At 60.5% G+C, this 23,263-nt stretch carries 18 protein-coding genes and 3 pseudogenes; 12 read left to right on the forward strand and 9 right to left on the reverse strand.

Annotated features, from left to right (window positions below):
* Positions 1–16: 16 nt before the first annotated feature.
* The 5 genes from WDN02_RS04815 to WDN02_RS04835 form a co-directional block, all read right to left on the reverse strand.
* Positions 17–1,396 (reverse strand): NAD(P)/FAD-dependent oxidoreductase, encoded by a 1,380-nt coding sequence (locus tag WDN02_RS04815; RefSeq protein WP_337292423.1) that lies wholly within the window; start codon positions 1,394–1,396, stop codon positions 17–19.
* A gap of 152 nt (positions 1,397–1,548) precedes the next feature.
* Positions 1,549–2,361, reverse strand: a complete 813-nt coding sequence (locus WDN02_RS04820; protein ID WP_337292424.1) for an SDR family NAD(P)-dependent oxidoreductase — start codon at positions 2,359–2,361, stop codon at positions 1,549–1,551.
* 101 nt (positions 2,362–2,462) lie between these two features.
* Positions 2,463–3,071 (reverse strand): TPM domain-containing protein, encoded by a 609-nt coding sequence (locus WDN02_RS04825; RefSeq protein WP_337292425.1) that lies wholly within the window; start codon positions 3,069–3,071, stop codon positions 2,463–2,465.
* A complete protein-coding gene (locus WDN02_RS04830; protein ID WP_337292426.1) occupies positions 3,071–3,874 on the reverse strand; it encodes a TPM domain-containing protein in 804 nt (267 codons plus the stop codon). The genes WDN02_RS04825 and WDN02_RS04830 overlap by 1 nt, the downstream gene beginning before the upstream one ends.
* 22 nt (positions 3,875–3,896) lie before the next feature.
* Positions 3,897–4,496, reverse strand: a complete 600-nt coding sequence (locus WDN02_RS04835) for a LemA family protein (protein WP_337292427.1) — start codon at positions 4,494–4,496, stop codon at positions 3,897–3,899.
* Positions 4,497–4,868: 372 nt separating this feature from the next.
* Between WDN02_RS04835 and WDN02_RS04840 the strand changes: the two genes are divergently transcribed.
* From WDN02_RS04840 to WDN02_RS04880, 9 genes and pseudogenes are all read left to right on the forward strand, one after another.
* Positions 4,869–5,852, forward strand: a complete 984-nt coding sequence (locus tag WDN02_RS04840; protein ID WP_337292428.1) for a hypothetical protein — start codon at positions 4,869–4,871, stop codon at positions 5,850–5,852.
* A 46-nt stretch (positions 5,853–5,898) separates the two neighbouring features.
* Complete coding sequence (locus WDN02_RS04845; RefSeq protein ID WP_337292429.1) at positions 5,899–7,758, forward strand: c-type cytochrome; 1,860 nt, start codon at positions 5,899–5,901, stop codon at positions 7,756–7,758.
* A gap of 35 nt (positions 7,759–7,793) precedes the next feature.
* Positions 7,794–8,189 (forward strand): annotated as a pseudogene (locus WDN02_RS04850) (Ohr family peroxiredoxin).
* Between the two features lie 107 nt (positions 8,190–8,296).
* The gene (locus tag WDN02_RS04855) at positions 8,297–10,654 is read left to right on the forward strand and encodes an Orn/Lys/Arg decarboxylase N-terminal domain-containing protein (RefSeq protein WP_337294865.1); all 2,358 of its coding nucleotides are present in this window, start codon (positions 8,297–8,299) and stop codon (positions 10,652–10,654) included.
* A 10-nt stretch (positions 10,655–10,664) separates the two neighbouring features.
* Positions 10,665–11,216, forward strand: a complete 552-nt coding sequence (locus WDN02_RS04860; RefSeq protein WP_337292430.1) for an N-acetyltransferase family protein — start codon at positions 10,665–10,667, stop codon at positions 11,214–11,216.
* A 56-nt stretch (positions 11,217–11,272) separates the two neighbouring features.
* The gene (locus tag WDN02_RS04865) at positions 11,273–12,730 is read left to right on the forward strand and encodes a deoxyribodipyrimidine photo-lyase (RefSeq protein ID WP_337292431.1); all 1,458 of its coding nucleotides are present in this window, start codon (positions 11,273–11,275) and stop codon (positions 12,728–12,730) included.
* A 127-nt stretch (positions 12,731–12,857) separates the two neighbouring features.
* Complete coding sequence (locus WDN02_RS04870) at positions 12,858–13,097, forward strand: hypothetical protein (RefSeq protein WP_337292432.1); 240 nt, start codon at positions 12,858–12,860, stop codon at positions 13,095–13,097.
* A gap of 81 nt (positions 13,098–13,178) precedes the next feature.
* Positions 13,179–14,342 (forward strand): fatty acid desaturase, encoded by a 1,164-nt coding sequence (locus WDN02_RS04875; protein ID WP_337292433.1) that lies wholly within the window; start codon positions 13,179–13,181, stop codon positions 14,340–14,342.
* 224 nt (positions 14,343–14,566) lie between these two features.
* Positions 14,567–15,985: an IS5 family transposase gene (locus tag WDN02_RS04880; protein WP_337294866.1), complete on the forward strand. Its 1,419-nt coding sequence runs from the start codon at positions 14,567–14,569 to the stop codon at positions 15,983–15,985.
* Between the two features lie 12 nt (positions 15,986–15,997).
* Here WDN02_RS04880 and WDN02_RS04885 read toward each other — a convergent pair whose 3' ends face one another.
* The 3 genes from WDN02_RS04885 to WDN02_RS04895 all read right to left on the reverse strand — a co-directional run bounded on the left by WDN02_RS04885 (position 15,998) and on the right by WDN02_RS04895 (position 20,957).
* Complete coding sequence (locus WDN02_RS04885) at positions 15,998–17,959, reverse strand: elongation factor G (protein ID WP_337292434.1); 1,962 nt, start codon at positions 17,957–17,959, stop codon at positions 15,998–16,000.
* 291 nt (positions 17,960–18,250) lie between these two features.
* Positions 18,251–19,462, reverse strand: a complete 1,212-nt coding sequence (locus tag WDN02_RS04890; protein ID WP_337292435.1) for a DUF1501 domain-containing protein — start codon at positions 19,460–19,462, stop codon at positions 18,251–18,253.
* 4 nt (positions 19,463–19,466) lie between these two features.
* Complete coding sequence (locus WDN02_RS04895) at positions 19,467–20,957, reverse strand: DUF1800 domain-containing protein (RefSeq protein ID WP_337292436.1); 1,491 nt, start codon at positions 20,955–20,957, stop codon at positions 19,467–19,469.
* 159 nt (positions 20,958–21,116) lie between these two features.
* Between WDN02_RS04895 and WDN02_RS04900 the strand changes: the two genes are divergently transcribed.
* Positions 21,117–21,293: a peptide ABC transporter permease gene (locus tag WDN02_RS04900; protein WP_337292437.1), complete on the forward strand. Its 177-nt coding sequence runs from the start codon at positions 21,117–21,119 to the stop codon at positions 21,291–21,293.
* A 19-nt stretch (positions 21,294–21,312) separates the two neighbouring features.
* Here the strand turns inward: WDN02_RS04900 and WDN02_RS04905 are convergent.
* Positions 21,313–21,797, reverse strand: a pseudogene (locus WDN02_RS04905) (MarR family transcriptional regulator).
* Positions 21,798–21,884: 87 nt separating this feature from the next.
* On the opposite strand from WDN02_RS04905, the pseudogene WDN02_RS04910 reads away from it, so the two are divergent.
* Together WDN02_RS04910 and WDN02_RS04915 are read left to right on the forward strand one after the other, a co-directional pair.
* Positions 21,885–22,660 (forward strand): annotated as a pseudogene (locus WDN02_RS04910) (VOC family protein).
* 183 nt (positions 22,661–22,843) lie between these two features.
* Positions 22,844–23,131 carry a GNAT family N-acetyltransferase gene (locus WDN02_RS04915; RefSeq protein WP_337292438.1) on the forward strand — a complete coding sequence of 96 codons (288 nt, stop codon included), beginning with the start codon at positions 22,844–22,846 and terminating at the stop codon, positions 23,129–23,131.
* The last annotated feature ends 132 nt before the right edge of the window (positions 23,132–23,263 follow it).

The following is a 23,263-nucleotide window of genomic DNA, read 5'->3' on the forward strand; positions in this document are numbered from 1 at the left end:
ATCACCCGGCGCCCTTTCAATGCAGCTTCACTTCAGGCTCGGCGCGGTGCGAGAGACCGCGCGACAGGATGCTGAGAATGACGCGTCGCCCGCCATGCAACGCATATTCGTGCATCTTATAGAGCGAGCGATACATCAGCAACGCGAACCATCCTTCGACGCGGAAGTTCGGCCCGATGATGGCGCCCATCAGATTGCCGATCGTCGAATATTTGCCGAGGGACACCAGCGAGCCGAAATCGCGATAACGATAGGGTTCGATCGGCTTGCCCTGCATCTGATTCTGAATCTGCTTGTAGAGATGGCTCGCTTCCTGATGCGCCGCCTGAGCGCGGGGCGGCACCGTCGCGCCGCTGCCGCTGTCGTCGAGCGGACAGGCAGCGCAATCACCCATCGCGAAAATGTTCGGGTCCCGCGTCGTCTGCAGCGTGCGGTTCACGATCAGCTGGTTGGCCCGGTTCGTCTCCAGACCGCCAATATTTTGCAGAACGTCGGGCGCCTTTACGCCCGCCGCCCAGACCACAAGTTCCGACGGAATAAATTGGCCATCGGCCAGGTGGATGCCGTCGGCCTGAACGGCAGAGACGCGCGCATTTGTCCGCACCTCGACGCCAAGCTTGCGTAAAGTTTCCATCGTCGCTGCCGAAAGCGCTTCCGGCAGCGCCGGCAGAATGCGCGGACCTGCTTCGAGCAGAATGATGCGGACATCGACGGCCGGATCGATGCGGTCCATGCCAAACGCCACGACCTCGCGCACCGTGCGATAAAGCTCGGCGGCAAGCTCGGTGCCGGTCGCGCCAGCACCTACGATCGCGACATGAAGCTGACCCGGCCGGATTGGCTCGGGTTGCGTGTGAGCGCGCAGACAGGCGTTGATGAGGCGCCGGTTGAAGCGCTTGGCCTGTTCCGCCGTTTCAAGCGGCACGGCGAATTCAGCGACGCCGGGCGTGCCGAAATCGTTGGTGATGCTGCCGACGGCAATGACGAGCGTATCGTAAGGAATGCTGCGCGCCGGCGTGATCAGGCGGTTTTCCTCGTCGTAGGTGGGTGCCATCTGCACGAGTTTGCGCTCGCGGTCGATGCCCACCATGTCGCCGAAGCGATAACGAAAATTATGCCAATAGGCCTGCGCCAGATAATCCAGCTCGTGTTCGCTCGGGTCCATGCTGCCGGCCGCGACCGAGTGCAGCAGCGGCTTCCACAGATGTGTACGCGAGCGATCGATCAGCGTTACGCGACCGGCCTTGGTGCGCCGGAAACGGTTGCCGAGCTGGGTCGCAAGCTCAAGCCCTGAAGCGCCACCGCCGACGACGACAACGTTATAATTCGCCTGATCGCTCGGGCCGAGCGGCGCGATAGGCGAGTCGGTGAGCGAACGCGTTGCGGGTTCAGTCATTACGGAACTCCGAATCGGGAAAATCTTCGACGTTTTGGATAAACGGCCGGCGAAGCCTAAGATGGGCATTGCAGGCGCCAGTTTCTATGCCCGGACGGGCCTCGTCTAGTGGCGCTAAGCGCGCGTTTTGACGAGCCCGCGTGGCGAGAGACTCACAGGCTTGGCAACGTCCCACCATCGATCCGCAGATCGACGCCGGTGATGTAGCCGGCCAGCGGGCTACACAGGAAGGCGACCTCGTGCGCGATGTCAGCGGCGCGGCCAACCCTGCCAATCGGCACCTGGACGACATGAGGCAATACGACACGCTCTATGTCCGGCCACGCCGCCGCGCCATCTACCCACCCGTTCGATGCCCCTATCTTGCGGAAGGCAGCCTCCAGTTTGGATGTGAATATGGCGCCCGGCGAAATAGCATTCTCCGTTACGCCGTCAGCGGCTGCAGCCTTGGACAGAGAGACAGTCATGTTGTTCATCGCTGCTTTGGCGGCGGAATAATCGGGACCCGTCGCAGGCGGCATCATTCCGGCCAAGCTCGACACGTTCACCACGCGGCCCCACCCCGCCGCCCGCATCTTCGGTAACAGGAGACCGGTAACACGAACCGCGGCGAGCACGTTGCGATCAAACGCAGCAATCCAATCTGCAATAGGTGTGCTCTCCCAGTTCTGCTTCTCGCCGGACCCGCCAGGGTTATTGACGAGAATATCGACGCCGCCGAGCAGGCGCTGGGCCTCGTCAACCATACGGCCGACGTCCTCGTCGTTCGTCAGATCTCCGAGCACGACGACCGCCTTACCGCCCGCGGCCATGATTTCCTTCGCAACCAGACCGGTGCGCTCTCGATTCCGTCCATGCACGGCCACGGCCACGCCCTCAGCCGCCAGCGCATGTGCGATGGCCTCTCCAATCCCGATGCTACTGCCCGTCACCAGCGCGCGCTTGCCGTTTAACTGCAGATCCATCAGTTCCTCCAAAGGACCTCTAAGGGCGAGTACATGCGCCAGGAAGCCGGCGACCGTTGAACCCGTCAATCCTTCATGCACAGGTGCGAGAGCGGATACGATCAGATCACGTAAATCCGGTCGGGCAATTCGTCCCGCCCGTCTGGGATGTGGGGGAAATGCGCCGCCAGCACGTCGCCGCAAGCGCCGATCGCGGCAATGAAGCCGTCGGCAACCTGATCCTGACGCATATGCGAGACGAGCACGTCGATTGCCGCCTGCCATTCGGCCTGCGACGTGCGGGCGGCGACGCCCTCGTCGGCGATGATCCGCGCATAGCGCTCCGCCAGCGAGACGAAAATCAAAATGCCGCTGCGATCCTTTTTGCGGGCGATGCCGCGAACGACGAACTGTTCGGTCGCGAGTCGATACGCCGCGGCCCGCTTTACCCGCGGAGGCAGGAGAGCGAGATAGACGGGCGGCAAGAGGAGCAGGAACGTGAGGAGCACAAAGACGAGGATTTGCAGCAGCAGAATGCGTTCGACAGCAAAATTCGTAAAACTGATGAGCAGCCAGGGAAGAGCCAGCGCGACGATCGCCGCGATCAGAACCGGCAGCGCGCCGGGCTGAGACGAGCTTTCGGCGAGAACGCAAACGATCTCGCCCGAGGTCTTTGCCTCCGCCGCGTGGATCGCTGCCGAAATACGTGCGCGGTCATCTGCCGAGATCATCACCAATCTCCCGAGGCGCCGCCACCGCCCGATGAACCGCCACCGCCGGAGAAGCCGCCTCCACCACCGCCGCCGCCCCATGAATCGCCACCGCCGCGCGACCCGCCCGAGCTTAACAGCGCATTCAAAAGAACATTGAAGAAAAACCAACGGAAGCCGGGTGAAACGCCGAGCATCACAACCAGAAAGATGGCACCCACAATCAGCACCCAACCGATCGCGCTTGAATTGTCGTCCTGATCCGCACGTACCTGCGGCTTCGGCTGCCAGTCAGACGAATCCGTCGTCAGCGTCGTGATGATGTCGTCGACGCCACGCGAAATGCCGCCACCGAAATCGCCTTTCTTGAACGACGGCGTGATCGCATTGACGATAATGATCTTCGACAGAGCATCGGTGAGCGTACCTTCGAGCCCATAGCCGACCTCGATCCGGACTTTGTGCTCCTTCGGCGCGACGAGCAGCAGCACGCCGTTATTCTTGTCTTTCTCGCCAAGTTTCCAGACACGAAAGAGTTCGTTGGCATAGGTCTCGATGTCGCCGTCTTCGAGCGAATTGACCGTCGCAACGACAAGTTGAATGCCGGATTTCTGTTCGAGGTCGGCGAGCTTCTGCGTGATCTCCTGCCGCGTCGCGTCGGGGATGATATTGGCCTGATCAACGACGCGGCCGGTGAGCGGCGGAAAATTATAGGCGAACGCCGCAACGCTGACGAAAGCCAAGGCGCAGGCGAGCGCCGCGATTGCGAAAATCGCGCGCGCACCGGGCCAGACAAACGAGACTTTTGCGCGGTGTGAAACCATTCCAGCGCCTCCGGCGCGGGAGTTAGAATTTCACTTGCGGCGCGGTCTGAGCGTTGTCGTTCGCCGTGAATTCCGCCATCGGCTTGCTGTTTTTGAACAGGGTCGAGGCCCAGAGAACCCCGGGGAATGTCACAAGCGCCGTATTATATTGCCGCACCGCCTCGATATAATCGCGACGCGAGACGGCGATGCGGTTTTCCGTGCCCTCAAGCTGCGATTGCAATGCGAGAAAATTCTGGTTCGACTTGAGGTCCGGATAATTTTCGCTGATCGCCAGCAGATGGCCGAGTGCGCCACTCAATTGCGCCTGAGCATCCTGGAAAGCCTTGAGTTTTGCAGGATCGGTGAGGTCGGAAGAATCGACATGCACTTGCGTCGCCTTGGCGCGGGCTTCTGTGACCTGAACCAGCACGTCCTTTTCCTGCTTGGCATAACCCTGGACGGTCGCGACAAGGTTAGGAATGAGGTCAGCGCGGCGCTGATAATTGTTTTGCACATCGGCCCATTTGGCCTTCGCATTTTCCTGCAAGGTCGGAATCTGATTGTAGCCGCAGGCCGAAATGGGAAGCGCGAGCAAAATGATGAAGAAAAAAGCGCGCAGACGCGAAATCGTAGACATCATAAAGGCCTCGTGATGAAGATTGAACGGCTGACTTTGCGGCGCGGATTAAGCCAAGGTTCGCACCGCCGTGTCAATTGGGTCACGGCCGCGGCGCCAGCTATAGCATGTGACCATGGTGCGCCGTCACACGCGGTGCGACAAAAGACGCCGAAAAGTAAACATGGCATTTTCCGGATGATCGCTGCCGCTTGACATTGCATGCGATGCGACTTGCCAAAGATGCGGGCGCTCACACGCTGGCCGTGCATGAGATAACGCGCATTTGTCGTCACGTTTTCTTCATGCCGGACAGCGATTAGAAACTTGCCAGACAAGGCTGGCGGCGCGCCAGGCCGGTGCATACATGACCCTCGCATTGGACGGGGGGAGCTAATGTCCAAAGTCGCGACACACCGGCGCTCAAATTTGTGGCGAACTAGCGTTTTCGGCGCGCTCGCAGCGCTGAGCATCGCCACTGCAAAGGCCGAGCCTGCCCAAATCATCCTGCCCGGCAACAATATTTTCCCCGAGAGCGTAACGTCGACGGCGGATGGCACCCTCTATGTCGGAAGCTTCGCGGCAGGCGGCGTCTTCCGCGTTCCGCAGGGCGCGAGCCACGCGGACGTATGGATCAAGCCGGGAGCATTCGGCACACGCTCGTTGCTTGGTGTGCATGCCGACGAAAAGTCGCAGACGCTCTGGGTCTGCTCCAATGATCTTTCCGCGATCGGCCTCCCTGGGCCGAGCAAGGTGCCCGGTGCTTGGCTCAAGGGCTTCGATCTCAAGACCGGCGTCGGAAAAATAAGCGCCCGTTTCCCCGGCAAGAAGAATTTCTGCAACGATATCGTCGTTGGCAACGACGGTTCGATCTATGTGACAAACTCCTGGCAACCACAAATTCTCAAGCTCAATTCCGCGACGCAAAAACTCGAAGTCTGGGATAGCGACCCGCTCTTCAATCCACCCGCGAAAGGTGTCGGTCTCGACGGGATCGCCTTCAGTGCTGACGGCGACCTTTACGTCGATACGTTCAACGAGGCCAAGCTCTTCCATATCGAGGTGAAAAACGGGAAACCGGGCGTTGTCAGCCAGGCCAGCCCATCGCAGCCGCTCGGCCTGGCGGACGCGTTGCGGCCGCTCGGCGGCGATGCGTTTCTGATGATCGAAGACGTTGGCAAGCTTGATCGTGTCACCTTCGACGGCAACGAGGCGACAATTGAGACGTTGAAGGATGGGCTGAATGGCCCGACGAGCGTCACCTTGCGCGGCAACACGGCCTGGGTTTCGGAAGGCCAGCTCCAGCATCTGTCCGACAAGGACGGCCCCAAACCCATTCTCCCCTTCCGGCTTGTGCCGGTGACGATCCCGAAGCCTTGAGGCGAAAGCCCCGCTTCCTTTTGACCGACGCGATAAGGAGTTTGCGATGTTGAAACGTGCCCTCGAGCATCCTGCCTTTAGGTGGCTTCACCTGAAGGCAGATAAGATGCTCGATATTCAAAGATGCAGAGCGTCGTTAACGCGCAAAACCGCACACACTTTTGCGCACGACGCTCTGGCGGCCACGGCTCTGATGCTTGGCGCCGGACTTTCGTTTGCCAGCGCACCCGCGGCAGCGGCGAATGCTTGCCCCGGCGATAACGGCGGCCTGAAACTCTCGCCCGGCTGGTGCGCGACGATCTTTGCCGACAAGCTCGGCCACGCGCGACAGATGGTCGTCGCGCCGAACGGTGTGCTCTACATCAATACCTGGAGCGGCGTGTATTACGATAACGACAAGCCGCCGGCGGGTGGCTTCCTCCTCGCGCTGAAGGACAGCAAGGAGACGGGCCACGCGGACATCGTCAAGCGCTTCGGCGACGGCATTGCGCAAGGCTCGGCCGGTGGCACCGGCATCTACTATTACAACGGCGGCCTTTATGCCGAAGAGAACGATAAGATCGTGCGCTTCGCCCTGCCGAAAGACGCGATCGCGCCGACGGACACATACAAGATCGTCCTCTCCGGCATGCCGCTCGGCGGCGACCATCCGATGCACCCGTTCATCATCGATAAATCCGGCAACATGTTCATTGACATGGGCACGGCGACGAATAGCTGCCAGGGCCAGAACCGGGTGCAGAACTCGCCCGGCATCAAACCCTGCACGGAACTCGAAACGCGTGGTGGCACCTGGCGCTACGACGCCAATAAGACAGCGCAGAAATTCTCGCCTGCGGAACGCTATGCAACCGGCATACGCAATGGCGAAGGTTTTAGCTTCGATGCCGCCGGCCGCCTCTATGTGACGCAGCATGGCCGCGATCAGCTTTGGCAGAACTGGCCGTCGCTCTATAATCCGAGGCAAGGCGCCGAACTACCGGCCGAATTGCTCCTCCAGCCAAACAAGGGCGACGATTTCGGCTGGCCGGAATGCTATTACGACGGCCTGCAGAAGAAGCTCATACTGGCGCCGGAATATGGCGGCGACGGCGGCAAGACGCAGGGCGTCTGCGCCACGAAGAAACTGCCCGTTGCTTTCTTTCCTGCGCATTGGGCGCCGAACGATCTGCTGATCGACAATGATGCGAAGGTTCCGGCAGCCTATCGCGGCGGGGCCTTCCTCGCCTTCCATGGCTCATGGAATCGCGCGCCGCTGCCACAGGGCGGCTACAACGTCGTCTTCCAGCCGCTGAAGGATGGCAAGGCAGCGGGTGACTTCGTTATTTTCGCCGACGGCTTTGCCGGCCAATACGTCGAACCCGGCCGGGCCGCCTTCCGGCCTTCCGGCCTCGCTGCGGGGCTCGACGGCGCGATTTACATTTCCGACGACATCCACGGCCGCATCTGGCGCCTGACCTATCACGGTGCGCCGGACGCACGGGTCGCCGCGGCGCCCGGCACCGAGAATGTCATTGCCGAGGCAAATAATCCGCTGCCGCCGGAAGGCATTCATCCCAATGCCGGGCGCGTGGATATTGCCGGCTTGCCTCTGGCGCCGGGCGTGACGCGCGATCAGCTTGCGCTCGGCGAGCGTATCTTCCACGGCGAGGTGGATTACGGCACCTGTGCCGGCTGTCATGGCTCCGACGCCAAGGGCACGTCGCAAGGCCCCAATCTGACAACGCCGAAAAAAATCTGGAGCGACGGCAGCCTCGCGGGCCTCGAAAAAACGATCACGGACGGCGTGCCGAAGCCGATGAATTATCCCGGCGTCATGCCGGCCAAAGGCGGCGCGCCGCTGACCAGCGCCGATATCGTCGCCGTCGCATCCTATGTCTGGGCGCTGAGCCACCAGAAAGACTGAGTTAATTCCGGTCCAAACCTGAAAGGACTTCCTCCATGACCGCCAAGGTTCTCTTCACCGGCAAGACCCACAACACCAACGGCCATGACGGCGCCACCCATAGCAGCGACGGCTTCCTGAACATCAAGATACCCTAGCCCCACCCGGCAGCCGAGGATCTCTTCGGTGCAGCCTGGTCGGCCTGCTATATGGGCGCGATCGAGCTGGCGGCGACGCAAAAGAAAATCAAGCTCCCGGCGCAAGTGGCGGTCGACGCCGAGATCAAGCTCAATCTCGATGGCAGCAGCTTCTTCCTCACCGCGCGCCTCGACGTCAGCCTGCCGGGCCTCGACCGCGAGGTCGCGGAGGACTTGATCCGCACGGCGCACGGGATTTGCCCCTATTCCAAGGCGACACACGGCAACATCGCGGTTGAAACCAATCTCGTCTGATCCACCAAAAGCAGCCGGTCCCAAGAACAACGCGGCGTCATGGAAGTCTGTCATGCTTTTGTCATGGAACGATCCGACCAAGCGTCTGGACAAGGGGCGGCATGGCGATGGATTTTTTCAAGCGTTTCACGTTTCTACTTTGCGCACCCGGCTTCGACGCCGACGACCTCGAGGGCATGCGCCTTCAGGCCATCGTCGCAGCCGTCGAGGATGACGGGTTCGAGGTCGTCAAAGCCCGGCGGGTCGAGGACGCCGAACTCGCGGTCCAAACGGATGCCGCGATCGGCTGCATGGTGGTCGATTGGGGCAAGCGCGGGCTTGAGGGCAAGACGGCCGCGCTGATCAATCTGATGCGCCGCCGCGGCCTCGAAATGCCGATTGTGATCCTCGTCCGCCGCAAGCGTCTCGAGGATATCCCGGTTGAGGTGCTCGATTTTATCGACGGCTATATCTTCCTCTCGGAAGAGACGCCGGAGTTCATTGCGCGCAATCTGATCAGCCGCCTCAAGCAATATGCGGGAACTTTAAAGACGCCGTTCTTCGGGGCGCTCGTCGACTATGCCGAGGAAGGCAACCAGCTCTGGACGTGCCCGGGGCATAACGGCGGCATCTTCTATAATCGCAGCCCGATCGGACGCATCTTCGTCGAGCATCTCGGCGAAGCGGTGTTCCGGGACGATCTCGACAATTCGGTTCTCGAACTCGGCGACCTGCTCACCCATGAGGGGCCGGCCCTCAGGGCGCAGAAAGAGGCCGCCGCGATCTTTGGCGCGGAGAAGACCTATTTCGTTCTGAACGGAACATCGTCGTCCAACAAGGTGGTGCTCGGCGCCCTTGTGGCGGAGGGCGACCTTGTCCTGTTCGACCGCAACAACCATAAGGCTGCGCACCACGGCGCACTGCTGATCAGTGGCGGCATCCCGATTTATCTGGAGACGGACCGCAATTGCTATGGGCTGATCGGGCCGATCTACAGCGAGGCGCTGGACGAGGCGGCGATCCGGGAAAAGATCCGCCTCAACCCGCATGTGACCGATCCCGAAGCGTGGCAAAAGCCGCGGCCGTTCCGCGTTGCTGTCATCGAGCAATGCACCTATGACGGAACGATCTACAGCGCCGAGATGATCCTCGCCCGGATCGGTCACCTCTGCGATTATGTACTTTTCGATGAGGCCTGGGCCGGCTTCATGAAGTTCCATCCGCTTTATGCCGGCCGCTTCGCCATGGGGCTGAATGAACTCGGGGAGGGTTCGCCCGGCATTATCGCGACGCAATCGACGCACAAGCAGCTCGCGAGCTTCTCGCAAGCCTCGCAAATCCACGTCAGGGACCGGCACATCAAGGGCCAGCGCCGCAGAGTGGAGCATCGCCGCTTCAACGAGAGCTTCCTGCAGCACGCCTCGACATCACCCTTCTATCCGATCTTCGCATCGCTCGACGTCGGCGCGCAGATGATGAAGGGCCGCTCCGGGATGATCCTCTGGGACGATACGGTCCGGCTTGGCATCGAGATCCGCAAAAAGCTGCGGGCGATCCGCCGCGAATACGAACTGAAGGAAGCCGATCCGGCGCGACGCTGGTTCTTCGAACCCTTCGTTCCCGATGTCGTCACCATCCCGGGGGCCGAACCCGGCGATCCAGTGCGCGAAGTCCCATGGGAAAGCCTCAGCACGGACGAACTCGCCAGCGACACGCGCTATTGGGCCTTCGCGCCGGGCGCGGCGTGGCACGGCTTCAGCCATGTGACGGCGGGCTTCGCCATGACCGATCCCAACAAACTGATCCTCCTGACGCCGGGATTTGACCGGCAAACCGGCGCTTACGCCGACCACGGCATCCCCGCGCCAACCGTGGCCCAATATCTTCGCGAGAACCGCGTCGTCGCGGAGAAGAACGATCTCAATTCGCTGCTCTTCCTGTTGACGCCTGGCGTTGAGTCCAGCAAGGCCGGCACGCTGCTCAGCGCGCTTGCGGCATTCAAGCGCCTGCACGACGACAATGCACTGCTTGAGGACGTCATGCCGGAGTTTGTCGGCCGCCGCCCCCTGCGCTACCGCGGCCTGCGTCTGCGCGATCTCTGCGCCGAGATGCATGCCTTCTATCGTGATGCCAACGTCAGCACGCTCCAGCGCCAGCAATTCGCGCGGGCGCACCTGCCCGAGATGGTCGTGCCCCCACATGAGGCCGCACGCGCCCTCGTGCGCAACAAGGTCGATTATCTGCCGATCAGCGCGATCGCGGAGCGGGTTGCGACCACGCTGTTCGTTGTCTATCCGCCAGGCATCGCGACGATCGTGCCCGGCGAGCGTCTCGGTGCAAAGGCCAAGCCGATGCTGGACTACCTCAAGATGTTCGAACAGAGTGCCAACCTGTTTCCCGGCTTCGAAGCCGAGGTGCAAGGCCTCTATCGCGAGATCGAGCCAGATGGATCAATCCGTTTCTACACCTATGTGATGCAGGAGTGACCGCACCAGAATGACTGTCGTGGAAAAACAAGCTTCGTCACCCGCCGCATCCATCGTGCTGCGCCCGTCGAACGACGACGACGTGCCCGCCATGCTCGGCATCTACCATCACCATATCGCAAACGGCGTCGGTAACCTTGGCGCTTTCGAGCCGACGCCGTTCCATGCTGACGACCTGAAGGCGCGGCGCAAGAACATGCGCAAGCACAGGCTGCCCCATATCGTCGCGACGATCGACGGCACCGTGGTCGGCTATGCTTACGCCGTCCTATTCCGCAAACGCCCGGCTTACAGATTCACAGTCAAGCATTCGATCTACGTCCATCCCGATCATCTCAGTATCGGCATCGGGCGCGCTCTGCTCTCCGCCATGATCCAGGCGTGCGCCGACGCCGGCTTCCGTCAGATGATCGGCTATATCGACAGCGCCAATGTCGCCTCGCTCCGACTGCATGAGACCTGCGGCTTTCGTCAGGTCGGTTATCTGCAAGCGGTGGCCCTGCGGTTCGGCGAATGGACCGACACCGTGTTGGTTCAACGGTCGATCGGCCCGGAGATATGAGCCGCTTCGGTGTCGCGTGAGCCACCAGAAGGGCTGAGGAAAAGGACGGGGCGGCTTTGAATGACAGAAGCAGTCCCGTCATCGTCTGGTTTCGCGAGGATTTGCGCCTCGCGGATAACCCCGCGCTTCACGCCGCGCGACAGACGGGGCAGCCGCTCATCTGCATCTATATTTTCGACGACGAAAGTCATGCTCTGCGCGCGCCCGGTGGCGCGACGAAATGGTGGCTGCATGGCGCACTCAAGACGCTTGGTGAGAGCCTGAGAAAGCACGGCGGTGCGCTTCACATTCTGCGCGGCGCAACGCAATCGCTGATCGAAGAACTTATCGTCGCCGGCCATGCAAGCGCGATCTTCTGGAACCGGCGCTACGACGAAGCCGGTCGCACGATCGATACGGCGATCAAGAGCACGTTGAAAGAACGCGGCATCGCCGCTGAAAGTTTCAACGCCAATCTGCTTCATGAGCCATGGACGATTGCCCGCAAGACCAACGCGCCGTTCAAAGTATTCACGCCATTCTGGCGTGCACTGCGCGCCAAGGGCGAGCCGGACGCGCCGCTTGCAGCGCCGCGCACGTTCTCGTTCCATGATTTACCGAAAAGCATCGAGCCCGTCGCGCTTGCCGACCTGCATCTGGAACCGCACAAGCCCGATTGGGCCGGCGGTCTGCGCGAAGCCTGGACGCCGGGTGAAGCTGGCGCACATGCCGCGTTGAAGCATTTTCTGAAAAGCGGCCTGCCGAATTATGCCGAGGCGCGCGACCGGCCGGATAAGCCGGCAACGTCGCGCCTGTCGTCGTTCCTGCACTTTGGACATATCTCGCCGCGGCAAGTCTGGCACGCGGCGCAGGCGGCGATGATGAGCGGGACATCGAAAGCCAGTTCGACCGACCTCGATAAATTCTTTTCGGAACTCGGCTGGCGCGAATTCTCCTATCATCTTCTCTTCCATCATCCCGATCTCGCGACGACGAATTTTCAGAATCGCTTTGACGCGCTCACATGGCGCCATGATGCAAAGGCCTCGCGCGCCTGGCAGCGCGGTCTGACTGGCTACCCGATCGTCGATGCCGGGATGCGCGAACTTTGGACGACCGGCTGGATGCACAATCGCGTGCGCATGGTCACGGCGTCTTTTCTCATCAAACATCTGCTCATCGACTGGCGTGAGGGCGAGCGCTGGTTCTGGGATATGCTGGTCGATGCCGATGCCGCCAACAATGCGGTGAGCTGGCAATGGGTCGCTGGCTCGGGCGCCGATGCCGCGCCCTATTTCCGTATTTTCAATCCGGTCCTGCAGGGAGAGAGATTCGACCCGGACGGCGCCTATGTGCGCCGCTTTATACCGGAGCTCGCGCGACTCCCGGCGGCGTTGATCCATAAGCCGTGGAAGGCGACACAAGACCAGCTTGCCGCCGCCGGCGTCCGGCTCGGCCAGACCTATCCGCAGCCGATCGTTGAGCACGATTTCGCGCGCAAGCGCGCGCTGGCGGCGTTTGAGACTACGCGTTGATCGAAGCGACGGCTGGGGCCGCGCGTCGACGGTCGCCGCGTGCACGCTTCCAGACCCTTGTCTGGGCGGAATAAATGCCGGACGAGCCGGCAAGATCACTATATGCTGGATAGAATAGGAGAGCCTTATGAATGACGTCGAGAAACTTGTCGCAGCTATCCTAGCCGCGGCTCTTTCGTCCAAGGGTGACGCACGACCCAACGCGAAGGACTATGTCGATAATTATGAAAGCGTTCTCGATGTCATCAGGGAACGCGAACGTGGCCGCGAAAAGGAAAAGCGAACTGCGGCCGCTAAAGACGATTCCTGGACGGCAGTCAACGAGGAACTGAAAAGGAAAAAGACCGCGATTGCCGACCCAGCCTAATGGCCAAAGCGCTCTTTAAGAGCTGAGACACCACACAAGGTGCCGGAAATTAAAATACGATAGAACTAAGGGACTTCTCGCATGTCTTCTGAACTTGGTCAGGGCGACGACATTGTTTACCCCTCCGCCATTCCATTTATTCTTGTCCACATAGCCTGCATCGGAGCGATCTGGTCGGGCGTGACCCTGACGGCCGTCGCGACATGTATCGCCCTTTATGTGGTGCGCATCTTTGCAATCGGCGCCGGGTATCATCGTTATTTTTCGCACCGCACCTATTCGACCAGCAGGGTTTTCCAGTTCTTGCTGGCTTTTCTTGCTCAGAGCAGCGCGCAGAAAAGCGTACTTTGGTGGGCTATGAAGCACCGGCATCATCATCTGCACTCTGACACAGATCAGGATGTACATTCGCCCCGGCACAAGGGTTTCCTTTATAGTCATGTCGGTTGGGTCTTTGATCGCAAGCACGATAAGACGGATTTCGCCAAGATTGCCGATTTCGCGCGTTATCCCGAACTGGTCTGGCTCCATCGTCTGGAACTTGTACCAGCCTTCATAGTCGCCACACTGTGCTTTGTCGTTGGCGGATGGTCGGGCCTGATCGTGGGGTTTTTCTGGAGCACCGTGCTGCTCTATCATGCCACCTTCTGCATCAACTCGCTCGCGCATGTCCGCGGTAAAAAGCGATATGTGACAGGCGACGATTCCCGCAATAATTGGCTGCTGGCTTTCTTCACGATGGGTGAAGGCTGGCACAACAATCATCACGCCTATCAGAGTAGCGTGCGACAGGGTTTCATGTGGTGGGAGTTTGATCCGACCTATTATATTTTGAAGGTTCTCTCCTGGCCGGGGATCGTCTGGCAACTCAAGACCCCTCCCGAACAGGTGCTGCGCAACGAACAGCGATTGGGGTCGCGTGTCATCAGCCGGGCCGCTGAGGAACTCGCATCGCGTTTCAATTCTGAGCGAATCGCACTCTCTATAAAATCTGCCCACACCGGAGCGGAGCTTTCTGCGTTGTGGAGCATCATCAGTCGCGCGCATGGCCGCGTGGCAGACGCGCTGGACATAGCCCAACTCCCCCACTTTCCGACGCGTGAGAACTTGCTCGCGGAGGCGAAGGCGATTTTCGCGAAGACGCCGTCTCTGGACGATATCGTCACCCGTGCGCACGAGATTCTGCTTGCCTCCGTCAGCATGCATCTTGCTGGATTGGCAGAAGCCAGTCCGGGCGCTGCTTAGTCCGGACATGCCGAGCACGTGGCCGCTTCGCAGCGGCTGCGCTCAGGCACTTTCGAGTCGTCGTCCGCGAAGAACAACCAAGCTACTGATTAAGAGTGATTTTTGGGTCTCGGCCAGTATTGGTTTTTGCCGGATTTGGCGGCTTGGGGATGGGTTTTCTTGCAAATTGATCGGCGGCTCTGCTCGTGATTCTCTTCGTTTCGGGGACGAAGCGGAGGGTGATTCTGATGCGGCCGAAAGAGCAGCGCGAGACTGGGCAGAAGGATCTTTTCAAAGCCCGGCTCGACCAGATCGTCGACATGAGCCATCCGCTCGCGAAGCTCGCCGGGGCGATCGATTGGGGCTTTCTCGAAACAAGCTTCGGTGCCGCCTACAGCGACAAGCCGGGACATCCGCCGCTGGCGACCAGGCTGATGGCGGGGCTCGCCATCCTGAAGCACATGCACGATCTTTCCGACGAGGTTTTGTGTGATCGTTGGGTCGAGAACCCCTATTATCAGCTGTTCTGTGGCGAGGAGTTTTTCCGCCACAAGCTTCGCTTCGATCGCTCCTCGATCACGCGCTGGCGGCAAAGGATGGGTGAAGAAAGGCTCGTCGCGCTTTTGCAGGAGAGCCTTGCAACGGCGCCGCGCGTTGGCGCAGCAAAACCCGCCGACTTCACCAAGGTCATTGTCGACACGACGGTGCAGCCGAAGGCGGTCGCCTTCCCGACCGATGCGCGGTTGATGCATCGTGCGCGCGAGCGGCTGGTGCGGCTCGCCAAGAAACATGGCGTCGGGCTGCGCCAATCCTATGTGCGCGTCGGCAAGTTCGCTTTGATCCAGCAGCAGCGCTATGCGCATGCCAAGCACTTCAAGCGGGCAAAGCGGGCGCTGAAGACGTTGAAGACCCAGCTCGGCCGCACCATCCGCGACATCGCCCGCAAGATCAAAGCCCACGCGCCGCTCGAAGACGCCTTCGCTAAGGAGCTGATGCTGGCGCGCCGGGTTCACGCGCAGAACAGGAACCTGCGCCGCATCAAAGGCACCCCGGCCGATGCCGATCTCCGCGTCTTCAGCCTGCATGCGCCAGAGGTCGAATGCATCGGCAAAGGCAAGGCGCACAAGCCTTACGAGTTCGGCGTGAAGGTCTCGGTCGCGACGACGCTCGCGCACTCGAAAGGCGGCCAATTTATCGTTCACGCCAAGGCTCTGCCCGGCAAACCCTATGACGGCCATACGCTTGCCACCGTCATTCCCGCCATCGAACGCATCGTCGGCGCCGCCCTTCAGCGCATTATCGCCGACGCCGGCTACAAAGGTCACAATGCGCCGCAGGAACACCGCTTCAAGGTCTATACCGCCGGCCAAAAGCGCCGCATGACCGATGCCATCAAGCGCGAGATGCGAAGACGCTCGGCCGTCGAGCCGGTCATCGGCCATGCCAAATCTGAACATCGCATGGGCCGCAATTATCTTGCCGGACAGGCCGGCGACGCGATCAACGCCGTGCTCGCCGCCGCTGGCTACAACTTCCGCCGCCTCTTGGCCTGGTTCAACCTTTTGTTGTCCGCAATCTGGATCGCCATCAGCCCCGCAAACGCCCCGGAAACACATTACGAAACCGCTTGGGACGCCTTCTTCACAGACGACCGAGTCGCTTGAACGATTTCGCCCCTAATGCCCTTTCCCGTTGCGCGCTTCAGCGAGATGGCCGAAGTGACGCGTGAACGTACCGAGGCCCGTTGTGTCGGCGCGCAATTGCAGAATGAAATCGCCGAGTTCCGCCGCGGGCACTAAAGCTTCGACGTCATCCCAACCGGGCCAGCTCTCGCGCTCAGCGTAACCGAGAATTTGCCCGCGTCGGCCAGAGAGCAGGCGCTGTGCCGCGGCGGTAAATTTGTTCGGCACGCTCACTGTCACATGATCAATCGGTTCCAGCAGGACGGGATCGGCCTTTGCCAGCCCTTCAATGATGCCGTTGCGCGTCGCCGTGCGAAAAGCCATGTCGGAACTGTCCACCGAATGAAACGATCCATCGACAAGCGTTACCTCGACATCGACAACCGGATAGCCGAGCGGGCCTTTCTGCATGGCTTCTTCCGCCGCCTCGCCAACCGATGGAATATATTGGCGCGGCACCGCGCCACCGACGATCTTGTCAACGAAAGAAAAGCCTTCGCCCCGCGGGCGCGGCGCGATCTCAAGCACGACATCGGCGAATTGCCCGTGGCCGCCGGTCTGGCGTTTCAGCCGCGCATGCTGTTTCACCGCGTGTTTGATCGTTTCCTTATAGGCGATCTTCGCCAGCGTAACATTGATCTGGCAATTATAGACCGACGCCAGACGCTCTAGCGCCCCGTTCAGATGGATCTCGCCCTGTCCGCAAAGCAAAGTCTCGCCAGTCTCACGCCGATGGGCGATATTGAGTGACGGGTCTTCCTCGACGATCTTATGCAGCGCGCCGGACAGTTTCACATCGTCCTTGCGGTCCTTGGCGGCGATGGCGAAGGCATAAACCGGCACGGGCGGCTGCGGGAAAGGAAGCTCCGCGCTGGCCTCGCCGATGATTGCGCCCGTCACCGCGCTTTCGAGCCGCCCGATGGCGACCAATTCGCCGGAGTCTGCCGTTTGCATGCGCGAAATCTCGCCGTTGATGAAGCGATAAAGGCCGCCGACGCGGCCGCCATTGAGCGGCGCGCCATCACGTAAACCGCCGCGCCAGATGCGCGCATAAGAAAGTTTGCCGGCATAGGCGGCCTGCCCGGCATGAACCGTCTTGAAGATTTGCACGAGTGGTTGATCGGACGCAGCAATGGCGCGCCGTTGCGCCGTCTGCGACGCCGCCGGCACGTCGTGGCGCAAGGCTTTCCAGAGCCGGAAGATGCCATGTCCGCGCGACGCCGCGCCAAAGAGGACCTGAACGATCGTACCGTTCTCCTGATCCTTGTGAAGCGTTGCGAATATCTCGTCGGGTGAGGGCGCGATATCCTCGATCACCTTTTCGAGCAAAGCATCGTCGTGATCGGCGAGCACTTCCGTGAGGCCGGCGAGCGCTTCCTGCTCGGGTATCAGCAATTCGCTCGGCAACATGCAACGTTCGGAATCTTCGCCGCAATAATGATAGGCCCGCTCGCTTACGACATCGACATAGCCCGTCACTGCGTCGCGTTCGCGGATCGGGATCTGTCGCAAGACAAGTGGATATTGGGAATAGGGTTGCAGCGCTGCGACGATCTCGCGAACCTGGCCGGCGAGCGCATCGATTTTATTGATGAAGATGAGATGCGGCAGACCCGCCGCCTCAATCGTCTTCAAGAGAACCGGGAGATTCGAGAGCCTGTCGGCGGAAGGATCACAGACGACGATCGCGAAATCGACGATCGCGAGCGCTGCCGCCGTCTCCTGCGCGAATTCGACCGAGCCGGGGCAATCGACCAGCGCCCAGGGTTCGCCCATGAACGTACAATGCCCGAGCCGCAACTCCGTCGTCATGGCGCGCGTGTAGGGGCGTTTCGGCGGCGCGCCAGCGCTCGCCAGCAGCGCCTCGAACAGAGTGGATTTGCCGGTGCCGTAAGGGCCTACGAGCGCGACGGAGCGTGGGCCCGCAGGCTCCGCCTTCCATGCGGATCTTGTCATGCGCATCTCCTCCCATCACGCATGTTCCGGAAAAGTTGCAGATTTTTCCGATTAGAACATGCGCCAAAACGTGCAGATTTTTCCGCACGCGGAGCAGACCGCCGGAGCGATGCCGCTCCTTCCGGAGGTCATGATTGATCCGATGCGCGGGCCGCGCAAGATGGATTCGCGACGTGCGGCGACGAAAGATTTGCCGCAACGCAACCACGGCGCGTCATTGCGAGCGAAGCGAAGCAATCCAGAAAAATAAGCTGGATTGCTTCGGCGTTTCACGCCTCGCAATGACGGCGATCAGACCAGCGCGAGATCGACGGGCTTCGCCGTCGGGAAGATCGTGTTGAGGGCTGACGAATTGAGCCCGTACATCTTGCCGAGCAACCCGCCGAACAGAGAGCGATAATCCGTTAAAACCTGAAAATCGCGATTCTGGAACAGGCTGGCCTCTTCAACCTTGACTTGCGGCCCGTGGAAACGGCCACCATTCACACTGCCGCCGAGCACCCAATAGGTGCTGCCGTGGCCGTGGTCCGTGCCTTTGTCGCCGTTCTCACGGAAGGTGCGGCCGAATTCGGAAATCACCGCGACAACAGTGTCATGCCAATCTTGCGGGCCCAGCTCATCACTGAGGGCGACAAGGCCGCGCCCCAGTTCGCCCAGGCGATCGGCGAGATAGCCGGTCGCGCCACCCTGATTGACGTGCGTATCCCAACCGCCGACATCGACGAAAGCGAGGTTATAGCCGCCCTTCATCACCTGCGCGATGCGGCGCCCGGAAAGCTCGAAGCCCTTCGGCGAAACGGCGCCGCGATTGGCGACGTCGCTCTCGCGTGAGATGGCGCGATAGACGTCGTCGCGCACGTGAAAACCTTCCTGCACGGCGGCCGCCAGGCTGTCGCCCTGATACATTTCGGTAATGAGGGCGATGTGGTGATCGTCGATGGCCGGCTTGCCGCCGACGTTCAGACCGATATTGGGAATCGGATCGCCACGGCCCTGAAAAATCAACGGCACCTGATTGGTGAAGGCGATGGGCTTTGTGCCGGTCAACGTTCCGGCGAGACGCGCCAGAAAGCCGGACCGGTAATCCCGTGTTGAATGGATCGACTGACCGAGCTCGATCGTGTCCTGCGTCTCGAAATGGCTGCGGGTCAGATCGTCGGTGCCAGCGAACGGGATGAAGGCGATTTCGCGCTTCTGACACAGCGGCAGCAGCGAGTCCCGGAACGCCGGATGCAGGCTCCAATCCGCATCGAGCGCGAGGGCTTCGAGCTTCTTTTGATCGGGCCGGCTGCCGGGCCGCGCGATCGCAAGACTGGGCCGCGCGCTGTAATAAAATTCGCTGCCGGTCGGAATGATCACGTTCGCCGCGTCATGTGCGCCGCGCAAAAAGACGACGAGCAGCTTGGCATTTGTCTGCGGCGCCGCCCACGCGCGCCCGGCGAGTGTCACAGCGCCGATGGCAGCGAGAGATTGCAGCAGGGCGCGACGGTCGAGATTCGTCATGATGTCATCTCATGAAATCGGGCGATGAGAGAAACAGGACGTTCCAATCCTGCGGCGATTGCGCTTCATCAAGAACGGCGCGGGTTGCCGGCCGGAGCGTCTGCTGCAGACCGTCGAAATAAAGCGCATTCTCGATCTGCGGAAAGGCCGGATTGTCAGCCACTCCCGGCATATCGGGTTTGAATAATCCGGCCGAGCCCGACCCGATCTGCCGGGCGATCTCAAACCGCGTCTCGATCTGGCCAGGACCGTCCCACGCGCTCGCGGCGAGCGGATAGCCGTCAGGCGTCTGATAATTATAAAGCCCCTCGGCAAGACGATTGAGCCAATTCTGCACCGGCTGCGTGTTGAGGATCACTTTGTCTTCGTACGCGAGCCGCACGGCGGACATCACATAGCGGACGGGGTCTTTGAATTTCTTGCCCGTCGAGGCCGAGAATTCCGGCGCGTCGATCATCGTACGAAGCACCGCGGCGATGTCGCCATTGCTGCGCAGGAATGTCTTGCTCATCTCGTCAACGAGCGAAGCTGGCGGATCGTCGGTGACGAAATAGGTCGCAAGCTCGCGCGAAATATGCCGGGCTGTCGCTGGGTCGCGAACAAGGATATCGAGCGCTTCCTCCACCTCGGCGAACCCGGCGCCCTTGATTTTATGTCCGAGGAAGATTTGGTCGCTGTAATCGTGCCGCGCCGGATTGAACACGAACGGACCGTGGCGCACGATTTGATCCTGCAATTCCGGCTTCACGCGTGGCGGGTTCGACGCAACATCGACACCCACGCCGGTCAGGATATGCGCCAGAGCCTCTACGTCTTGCTGCGTATAACCGGCACCGACGCCGAGCGTGTGCAATTCCATGATCTCGCGCGCGTAATTCTCATTGATATGCCCGACCGCATTTTGCGCGTTATCGAGGTAGCGCAGCATGGCCGGATGGCGCAGCGTCGCCTCAAGAAGATCGCGGAAGTGTCCGAGGGCGTGTGCACGGATCGTCTCTTCATAATCGCCGACCATCGCGCGGATGTCGGCCTTGTATTGATGCACATTGAAATGATTGAACCAGAACCATGTCATCACCTCACGCAATTGGAAAGGCGAATAGAGGTCGCGCAGAACGGACCGGGCCGCCGCCTGTTTCGCGCAATCGCTCAATTCCTGCTGGTAGGCATGCCCCGCGGCGACGCGCAGGTCGGAATCGCTGATGGCTTTCAGTGCCTTTACCTTGGCAGCGAAGTCGACAACGAGGGCATTCATCGGCTTCATGTCGAGCGCGTCGATTTGCTGCTGCACCTGCGCCGGAAGATCGTCTGCCGCTGGAGGATGAAGTTCCGAATCAAGCCAGCGGTTGACGCCCATCGCCTTAAGTCGCGCTGCCTCGCCCGCGGTTGCGCCGAAGGTCAGCCGATCAAGCAACAAAAATGTTTTGGCGTCGTAAGCAGGTGCAGCAATGCTCTGGCCGCCAAGAAACGCAATTGCCCGTAGCCCATGCCGCATCGCACGCGTCACCTTAACAGAATGGCCTATTGAAATTAGCGTCGTAATTGTGAACCTTGTCTGAAAGACATCGGGCCATTCCGCGGCAGGAGCTTAACCGTGCCGCAGGCGTGAAACCGACCAAGGCTCAAAAAGGGCCAATAAAAGAGAGGAAACACAATGAACGAGAGCGAGAGCCAGCCGCCGGTTTATAAAGGCCGGGGGGTGCGGCAGGGCGAAATCATTCTGCGCACGCATACACGCCGCAATATCTTCCTCGCTGGCCTCGCCGGCGCAATCTTTCTGGGCTTCATCTGGCTGATTATGGCGCACGCCACGCATCATATCGTCAGTTGATGCGCGGACGCGTGAGCTTTTAAGCAATCCGCGCCAGATATTCCAGGTCCTGGCGCAGCCTCGTCGCGCCGGGCGCGCCAAGATATTTTTCAAGCTGGGCGTGATGTCGCTTCCAGATCGGGAGGGCTTTGAGCAAAAGTGTATGTCCCGTGCGGGTCAATGCAACACGGCGGCTTCGCCGATCGGGGTCAATGCAACACGGCGGCTTCGCCGATCGTCGTCATCCGGCTTTATCACGACGAGCGCCCGTCGTTCCAAAAGCTTTACGGCGGCCGTTAGCGTTGTCCTGTCCATCGACAGCAATTGCGCGACATCGCCCATCTTCGGCGGCGCGGTCTGGTTGAGAGACATCAAGAGTGAAAATTGCCCGTTGGTCAGCTCAAGCGGACGCAGCACATCGTCAAATCGGCGCGCCAATGTGCGCGTGGCCTGTTGCACACTGAGGCAGAGGCACGTATCGCGGATGTGCTGTGTAATTTCGAAGGGAACTTTCGATTTCGGCATAAAACGATCATGTTGATATCAACATAATGCGTCAAGTGTTTTCGAGGTTCACGCTTTCGCGTGCGCGACGCGACCAGGGAGGACGACATGGCAAGCAAGTTCGTTTGGTACGAGTTGATGACCAGCAATGCTCCCGCAGCCGAAACCTTCTACCGCGACGTCGTCGGTTGGAGCGCGCGTGATGCGGGCATGACCAATTTCAAATATACATTGCTTTCCGTCAGCGAAACGCCGGTGGCGGGGCTTGTGCAATTTCCACCGGATGTGCCGCAAGGCCAGGGCAAGCCGGGATGGCTCGGTTACATCGGCGTCGATGACGTCGATGCAAAGGCTGCCGCTGCCGAGAAGCTTGGCGCGAAAGTGCTGCATGCGCCGACCGATATTCCAGATGTCGGCCGCTTTGCGGTACTCACCGATCCGCAAGGCGTGTGTTTCGCGCTTTTCAAACCAAATGGCACCGGGACACCTGTGCCACCGATGACGCCGGGACGATCGGGTGGCATGAATTGCACACGACAGATGCGCAGAAGGCCTTCGATTTCTACAGCACGCTCTTTGGCTGGCAACAAATTCAGGCGATGGATATGGGGCCGATGGGCACCTATCACATTTTCGGCGACGGGGGCACGCCGATGGGCATGGGCGGTATGTTCAACGATGCTGAAGCGCCTCAGCCGCATTGGCTTTATTATTTTTCCACCGCGGACATCGACGCCGCAATGGCGCGGGTGACGGCCGCGGACGGCAAGATTGTCCGCGAGCCGACGCAGGTGCCGGGCGGTGCCTGGATTATCCACGCGCTCGATCCCGCAAGGGGATTGTTCGCGCTGGTCGGCATGCGCAACGCCGGTACGGGGGCCTAGAGCCGACGGTTGCTGATGCTAAGGTCGCGTGGCGCGAGGTTTTTCGCGCCACATGATAGGCCGATCATGCAGATTGATTACGCGCTCGAAACCGCATCTGACCGCGGAAGAATTTCGCGACATACTCGTCGCTTCGACTCTGGCGGAGCGTCGGCCAGCCGGTGATCTTGCCGTCTCGCGCAGATGTTGCGGGAAGCGGATATTATCGTCACCGCGAGGCATGAAGGCCGGCTCATCGGCGTGTCGCGAGCGCTGAGCGATTTCAGCTATTGCTGCTATCTCTCGGATCTCGCGGTCGACGCGTCTTATCAACGCCGCGGCATCGGCAAGCGACTGATCGAGGAAACCCGCGCAAACGCGGGGCTTGAAGTAACTCTGGTCCTACTCTCGGCGCCTGCGGCCGAAGGCTATTATCCGAAGATTGGGATGAAGAAGCATGAGAGCTGCTGGACAATCGCGCGATCAAAATAAGGGAGCCTTAACAGGAACGCCGCTAGGTTGAGTCATTGCCCGTTCAATTGGATTGCCGATGAAAATATTTTCGGGCGTGGCTCTTTCCTGGTTTTCCGTGCTTTCTTCATGCTCGTTGGATTTGCCCACACA

The organism is Methylovirgula sp. (assembly GCF_037200945.1).
Taxonomy (GTDB): Bacteria; Pseudomonadota; Alphaproteobacteria; order Rhizobiales; family Beijerinckiaceae; genus Methylovirgula.

Excerpts from the sequence above, each read along its gene's own strand:
- WDN02_RS04860 (WP_337292430.1), top strand. The coding sequence starts at position 10,665 with ATGACTGTCGTGGAAAAACAAGCTTCGTCACCCGCCGCATCCATCGTG.
- WDN02_RS04855 (WP_337294865.1), top strand. The coding sequence starts at position 8,297 with ATGGATTTTTTCAAGCGTTTCACGTTTCTACTTTGCGCACCCGGCTTC.
- WDN02_RS04870 (WP_337292432.1), top strand. The coding sequence starts at position 12,858 with ATGAATGACGTCGAGAAACTTGTCGCAGCTATCCTAGCCGCGGCTCTT.
- WDN02_RS04825 (WP_337292425.1), bottom strand. The coding sequence starts at position 3,071 with ATGATCTCGGCAGATGACCGCGCACGTATTTCGGCAGCGATCCACGCG.
- WDN02_RS04875 (WP_337292433.1), top strand. The coding sequence starts at position 13,179 with ATGTCTTCTGAACTTGGTCAGGGCGACGACATTGTTTACCCCTCCGCC.
- WDN02_RS04830 (WP_337292426.1), bottom strand. The coding sequence starts at position 3,874 with ATGGTTTCACACCGCGCAAAAGTCTCGTTTGTCTGGCCCGGTGCGCGC.
- WDN02_RS04820 (WP_337292424.1), bottom strand. The coding sequence starts at position 2,361 with ATGGATCTGCAGTTAAACGGCAAGCGCGCGCTGGTGACGGGCAGTAGC.
- WDN02_RS04890 (WP_337292435.1), bottom strand. The coding sequence starts at position 19,462 with ATGACGAATCTCGACCGTCGCGCCCTGCTGCAATCTCTCGCTGCCATC.
- WDN02_RS04895 (WP_337292436.1), bottom strand. The coding sequence starts at position 20,957 with ATGCGGCATGGGCTACGGGCAATTGCGTTTCTTGGCGGCCAGAGCATT.
- WDN02_RS04885 (WP_337292434.1), bottom strand. The coding sequence starts at position 17,959 with ATGACAAGATCCGCATGGAAGGCGGAGCCTGCGGGCCCACGCTCCGTC.
- WDN02_RS04815 (WP_337292423.1), bottom strand. The coding sequence starts at position 1,396 with ATGACTGAACCCGCAACGCGTTCGCTCACCGACTCGCCTATCGCGCCG.
- WDN02_RS04840 (WP_337292428.1), top strand. The coding sequence starts at position 4,869 with ATGTCCAAAGTCGCGACACACCGGCGCTCAAATTTGTGGCGAACTAGC.
- WDN02_RS04845 (WP_337292429.1), top strand. The coding sequence starts at position 5,899 with ATGTTGAAACGTGCCCTCGAGCATCCTGCCTTTAGGTGGCTTCACCTG.
- WDN02_RS04835 (WP_337292427.1), bottom strand. The coding sequence starts at position 4,496 with ATGATGTCTACGATTTCGCGTCTGCGCGCTTTTTTCTTCATCATTTTG.
- WDN02_RS04915 (WP_337292438.1), top strand. The coding sequence starts at position 22,844 with ATGTTGCGGGAAGCGGATATTATCGTCACCGCGAGGCATGAAGGCCGG.
- WDN02_RS04900 (WP_337292437.1), top strand. The coding sequence starts at position 21,117 with ATGAACGAGAGCGAGAGCCAGCCGCCGGTTTATAAAGGCCGGGGGGTG.